Origin of the sequence: Streptomyces sp. NPDC058157 (assembly GCF_042884105.1) — a bacterium.
Taxonomy (GTDB): Bacteria; Actinomycetota; Actinomycetes; order Streptomycetales; family Streptomycetaceae; genus Streptomyces.
The window spans coordinates 1-5491 of the sequence record NZ_JBHVUQ010000323.1; the positions used below are offsets into that span (position 1 = coordinate 1).

Consider the following 5491-nt stretch of genomic DNA (forward strand, 5'->3'; position numbering starts at 1 on the left):
CCGCGAGGACGGCGGCGACGTCGTCGTAGCCGAGGGCCTCGGGTCCGGTGAGGACGAGGTCGGTGTCGGGGGCCTGCCGGTCGGTCAGGGCGCGGGCGGCGACGGCCGCGATGTCCTCGGCGTCGACGAAGCCGACCCGGCCGGTCCCGGTGGCGGTGCGGATGACCCCGTCGGTGCGGATGTCGTGCGCGTGCGGATGGCCTCCGGTGAAGTTCTGCATGAACCAGGACGGCCGGAGCACCGCCCACTCGTCGAAGACGCCCGGCAGCGCGGCGTGCACCTGGCCCACGGCAGGACCGCCCTCCTCGACGGAAGAGGCGCTCAGCAGCACCGCGCGCCGCACTCCGGCGGCGCGGGCCCGGCGCAGGAAGGGCAGGACGACCCTGGCCGGGTCGGGGTCGCCCACGGGCGGGACCACGTACACGCGGTCGGCGCCGTCGAGGGCGGCGGCGTGGGTGGCGGAGTCGTACCAGTCGAAGGCGACCGCTTCGGCGCCGGCCACCGGGGTGGCCCGGCGGCCGGCCGCCCTGACCGCGTGGCCGGCGGCCGTCAGCCGGGCGCAGACGCGGCTGCCGGTGGTACCGGTGGCGCCGATGACCAGCGTGGCGCCGGTGCGGGGAGTGCGGCCGTTCTCCGTCATCGGACGTCCTCCGCAGCGGCGTCGAGGGCGGCGAGCGGGTTCCAGTAGTCGCGGTAGGAGGTGAACTCGCCTTCCACGACGGTGACCACGGCGATGTACGTCATGTCGAAGGGGCGGCCGGACCCGACGAACCGGCCGACGCCGCGCATCTCGGCCACGATCGTCCGCGGATCGGCGGTCTCGTGGATGCGGAGGTCGGCCTCGGGGAAGTCGTGGAGGTCGATGCGCCCGGGGTACGGGCGCATGTACGCGGCGACGGCCTCGCGCCCCTCCAGCCGCCGGGGCCGGCCCGGGGGTGCGAACGGGAACTCCATCACCCCGCCCTCGGCCCACAGGCCCACCCAGCCGGATATGTCCTTGTCCAGCAGGAGGCGCAGGCCGTGGCGGTAGAGATCCGCCGGGGAGATCGACACGGGTACGGACACGGGTACGGACACGGGTGCGGACATGGGTGGGGGTATCCTCTCAGCAGGAAAACGGACCTTGGGTCCGCTTTGAAAGACGATACGGACCCCGGGTCCGTTTTTCAATCCGCCCGATGGGAAGGAACGGCGTGACCGAGCGCAAGCCCCGCAAGGACGCGGCCCGCAACCGACAGGCCCTCCTGGAAGCCGCCGACGTCCTCTTCGCGCGCTCCGAGAGCCCCGAGGACCTCACGATGGCCGACGTGGCGGCAGCGGCCGGGGTCGGCAAGGGCACCCTCTTCCGCGCCTTCGGCGACCGCTCGGGCCTGCTCCGCGCGCTGTACGAGGCACGACTGGAACCCGTCCGGGAGGCGGTGGAGACGGGACCGCCGCCGCTCGGGCCCGGCACACCGCCGCAGGAGCGGGTGCCCGCCCTGCTCGACGCCCTCCTCTGCTTCAAGCTCGACAACCGCCGCCTGGCACTGGCCCTGGAGGAGACCGGGGGCAGCAGCCCCTACCAGTCCGGACACTACGGCTGGTGGCACGGCGTGCTCCGGTCCGTACTGGAGCAGGTCCCGGGCCCGGTCGACGCCGGCTTCACCGCGCACGCCCTCCTCGCCGCCACCCGGGCCGACCTCGTCGAGCACCTGGCCGGCCCGGAAGGGGTGCCGCGCGAGCGGCTGCGGGCCCAGCTGGCGGGATACGCCGCCGGTGTCCTCACCGCACGCTGAGGCCGCGCCCGACGCGCCGGGCACCGCTCAGCCGCGGGGTGACCCGTCTCCGTGGAGGGCCCGGAGGAGTTCCTCCGACGGGTAGGGGGTCCGCCTGCTCTCGTCCTGGATCCTGCCGTAGAAGTCCGTCATCACCGCGGCGACCGGTGCGTGGCGGGAGAGGATCGCCCTGGCCTCTCGCGGCCCGTCCGGCGGGGACTCCCCCGCCGCACAGGCACGGATGAGCGCCTCGCGTTCCTTGCGCTCGTACCCGTACAGCTTCGTGATCAGCCGGTTCACCAGCCAACTGCGCGTGTAGCAGCGGTCGTAGGTCGTCCTGTGCAGTGCGAAGAAGCGGGTCTCGGACGGCGACAGATCGAACCGGGAGGAGACGGCGAGGCCGTAGTCGGCGAAGTAGAGGCGCCGTCCGTCGGTCAGGATGTTCTGGAAGTGGGCGTCGAAGTGCAGGAGCCCGCGAGCGTTCATGAAGGACGTGCCGGCCTCCAACTCGGCCTCCACCAGGGAACAAGCCCGGTCGGCGGACTCCTCCCCGGACCGCAGCCGCTCGGTGAGCCACGCGTCGAGCGTGCGGGGGATGTACTCCAGGAACAGCACGAGGCTCGCAGAGGACCGCCCGAGGGCCTCGATACGACGGCGCACCTCGGGCCTGCCTCCCCAATAGGCCACCGCCCGCTCCACGTCGGCCAGTTCCTCGGGAAGGGCGGGCGCGTCCGGCAGCACGCGCCAGTGGTACATCATCGGAAACCCCTGGTATCGCCCTTCCAGCACCCAGTTCGTCGTCATGGTCTGGACGGCGAGCTCTCGCCACGCCCCGAAGCCGGGCCCGCCGACGCCGTATTGGCAGTAGGCGGGAAGTCCGAAGAGGTTGGCCGTCGAGCGCGCGTGCTCCGGCAGCCGCTCCAGGTCCGTGAGCGGCACCCGCTTCACGAAGACCGGTTCCCCGTCGACCTCCAGGAGCGCGGACGTCCCGCCGATACCGGAGCCGAGCGGTACGGCGGCTTCGACGAGATCGGCCAGCCGGCGGTCACCCCGCAGGGCGAGGGAGGTGGAGACCCTGCCGTAGGCGGCCAGGCGCGCGCCTTCCGGCACATCGGGATGTGCGGCCGCTGATCGCATCGGAATGCCGTCCCCGTTTCCGTCGTGTACGCGCATGTCCACCGAACTCCACCCGCGCACTGTACGCGGAGGCCGGGGCAGGTGGGGCGGATTGCATTCCGTGGCCGAATCGGGGGGCGGCAAGGGTATTAAATGTCTGCTTTTGCAGCGATATCTCCCGTGAAGTGGATCACTCTACGGAGTGCCTTCCACATGCTTCCCCGAGGTGGGGGCACGCGGGCCTTCGGGCGGCCGGCAGGTCGCCCCGGTTCTCCGGGCGACCAGCGGAGGACCTGAAGGAACGAAAGGCAATACCCGACGTGACCGCAGCACAACAGACCATCCATGTGGGCGGCGAGTGGCGAGCAGCACTCTCCGGCGACACCCGCCAGATCATCGACCCCGTCGACGCCACCGCCTTCGCGGTCGTCGCGGAGGGCGGGGTCCGGGACACCGACGACGCGGTGGCCGCCGCCCGCGCCGCCTTCGACGCCGGCTCCTGGCCCCGTACGCCGGTCGCCGAGCGCGCCGCCGTACTGCGCCGGGTCGCCGGCCTCCTCGAACGCGACCGCGAGCGGCTCGGCGCCCTGGAGAGCCGCGACGCGGGCAAGACGCTGGAGGAGGGGCGCACCGACGTCGACTGCGTGCGCGACGCCTTCCGCTACTTCGCCGGTCTGGTGGAACAGGAGAGCGCGGAGCGCGTCGTCGACGCCGGTTCGCCCGGCGTGCGCAGTGTGGTCGTCCACGAACCGGTGGGCGTCTGCGCGCTGATCACCCCGTGGAACTACCCGCTCCTGCAGGCCAGCTGGAAGATCGCACCGGCCCTGGCGGCCGGCAACACCTTCGTCGTCAAGCCCAGCGAGATCACCCCGCTGACCACGGTCGCCCTGGTGGAGCTGCTGCTGGAGGCCGGGCTGCCCCTCGGCGCCGCCAACATCGTCACCGGGCCCGGCCACACCGTGGGCGCGCGGCTGGCCGAACACCCGGACGTCGACCTGGTCTCGTTCACCGGCGGACTCGTCAGCGGCACGAAGGTCGCGCGGGCGGCGGCCGACAGCGTCAAGAAGGTCGCGCTCGAACTGGGCGGCAAGAACCCGAACATCGTCTTCGCGGACGCCTGCGCCACGCCCGAGGGCTTCGACACCGCCGTGGACCAGGCCCTCAACGCCGCGTTCATCCACAGCGGCCAGGTCTGCTCGGCCGGCTCCCGGCTCATCGTCGAGGAGCCGCTGCGGGACCGGTTCGTCGCCGAACTGGCCCGGCGGGCCGAACTGATCCGGCTGGGCCGCGGCACCGATCCCGGTGTGGAGTGCGGGCCGCTGGTCTGCGCCGAGCAGCGGGAGCGGACCGAGGAGTACGTGGCCTCCGCCCTGGCCGAGGGCGCGGTGCTCCGCGCGGGCGGGGCCCGGCCGCCGGGTCCGGGCTTCTTCTACCGGCCCACCGTGCTCGACCGGTGCCACCGCGGCATGCGCGTGGTGCGCGAGGAGGTCTTCGGGCCGGTGCTCACGGTGGAGACCTTCCGCACCGAGGAGGAGGCCGTCGCCCTCGGCAACGACACCGAGTACGGCCTGGCCGGCGCGGTGTGGACGGCCGACGGGGCGCGGGCCGACCGGGTGGCCGCCCTGCTGCGGCACGGCACCGTGTGGATCAACGACTTCCACCCCTACCTGCCGCAGGCCGAGTGGGGCGGATTCGGCAAGTCCGGGATCGGCCGCGAGCTGGGCCCGACCGGGCTGGCCGAGTACCGCGAGGCCAAGCACGTCTACCGCAACCTCTCTCCGCGCCCGGTCCGCTGGTTCGCCGGCGGCCGGGACGGCAGCGGCGGCGCACGGAACGAGCGGCAGGAGGAGCGGGCATGAACCAGGTGTACGACTACGTGGTCGTCGGCGGCGGGACCGCCGGTTCGGTGATCGCCTCCCGGCTGACCGAGGACCCCTCGGTCAGCGTGGCCGTCATCGAGGGCGGGCCCAGCGACGTGGGCCGTGAGGACGTCCTCACCCTGCGCCGGTGGATGGGGCTGCTCGGCGGCGAGCTGGACTACGACTACCCCACGACCGAGCAGCCGCGCGGCAACTCCCACATCCGGCACAGCCGGGCGCGGGTCCTGGGCGGATGCTCGTCGCACAACACGCTGATCTCGTTCAAGCCGCTGCCCTCCGACTGGGACGAGTGGGCCGGGGCGGGTGCCGAGGGCTGGGACGCGGCCTCCATGGACCCGTACTTCGACCGGCTGCGCAACAACATCGTCCCGGTCCACGAGGACGACCGCAACGCCATCGCCCGGGACTTCGTGGAGGCGGCCGAGGGCGCGCTCGGCGTGCCCCGGGTCGAGGGCTTCAACAAGGCCGCCTTCCACGAGGGCGTCGGTTTCTTCGACCTGGCGTACCACCCGGAGGACAACAAGCGGTCCTCGGCGTCGGTCGCCTATCTGCACCCCTTCCTGGACCGGCCGAACCTGCACATCGCCCTGGAGACCTGGGCGTTCCGGCTGGAGCTGGAGGGGAAGCGGGCCACCGGGGTGCACGTGCGCACCGCGGACGGCGTCGAGCACGTGGTGCGGGCCCGCCGCGAGGTGCTGGTGTGCGCGGGCGCGGAGGTCTCGGCCGACCTGGAGCTCAGCG

Annotated in this window: 6 protein-coding genes; 3 read left to right on the forward strand and 3 right to left on the reverse strand. The window is 72.9% G+C overall.

The window, feature by feature from the left end; translation table 11 throughout:
* Together ACFVXK_RS36855 and ACFVXK_RS36860 are read right to left on the reverse strand one after the other, a co-directional pair.
* Positions 1 to 640: NAD(P)H-binding protein (locus ACFVXK_RS36855; RefSeq protein WP_389621213.1), on the reverse strand; the 640-nt coding region annotated here is incomplete at its 3' end.
* Positions 637 to 1089, reverse strand: coding sequence for a nuclear transport factor 2 family protein (locus tag ACFVXK_RS36860; protein ID WP_389621216.1), 453 nt, complete (start codon positions 1087 to 1089; stop codon positions 637 to 639). The genes ACFVXK_RS36860 and ACFVXK_RS36855, both read right to left, overlap by 4 nt.
* A gap of 104 nt (positions 1090 to 1193) precedes the next feature.
* On the opposite strand from ACFVXK_RS36860, the gene ACFVXK_RS36865 reads away from it, so the two are divergent.
* Positions 1194 to 1775 (forward strand): TetR/AcrR family transcriptional regulator, encoded by a 582-nt coding sequence (locus tag ACFVXK_RS36865; protein ID WP_389621218.1) that lies wholly within the window; start codon positions 1194 to 1196, stop codon positions 1773 to 1775.
* Between the two features lie 27 nt (positions 1776 to 1802).
* Here ACFVXK_RS36865 and ACFVXK_RS36870 read toward each other — a convergent pair whose 3' ends face one another.
* The gene (locus tag ACFVXK_RS36870; protein WP_389621227.1) at positions 1803 to 2891 is read right to left on the reverse strand and encodes a protein kinase family protein; all 1089 of its coding nucleotides are present in this window, start codon (positions 2889 to 2891) and stop codon (positions 1803 to 1805) included.
* A 299-nt stretch (positions 2892 to 3190) separates the two neighbouring features.
* On the opposite strand from ACFVXK_RS36870, the gene ACFVXK_RS36875 reads away from it, so the two are divergent.
* Positions 3191 to 4729, forward strand: coding sequence for an aldehyde dehydrogenase family protein (locus ACFVXK_RS36875; RefSeq protein WP_389621221.1), 1539 nt, complete (start codon positions 3191 to 3193; stop codon positions 4727 to 4729).
* The coding region (locus ACFVXK_RS36880) for a GMC family oxidoreductase (RefSeq protein WP_389621224.1) at positions 4726 to 5491 on the forward strand (766 nt) is incomplete at its 3' end. The genes ACFVXK_RS36875 and ACFVXK_RS36880, both read left to right, overlap by 4 nt.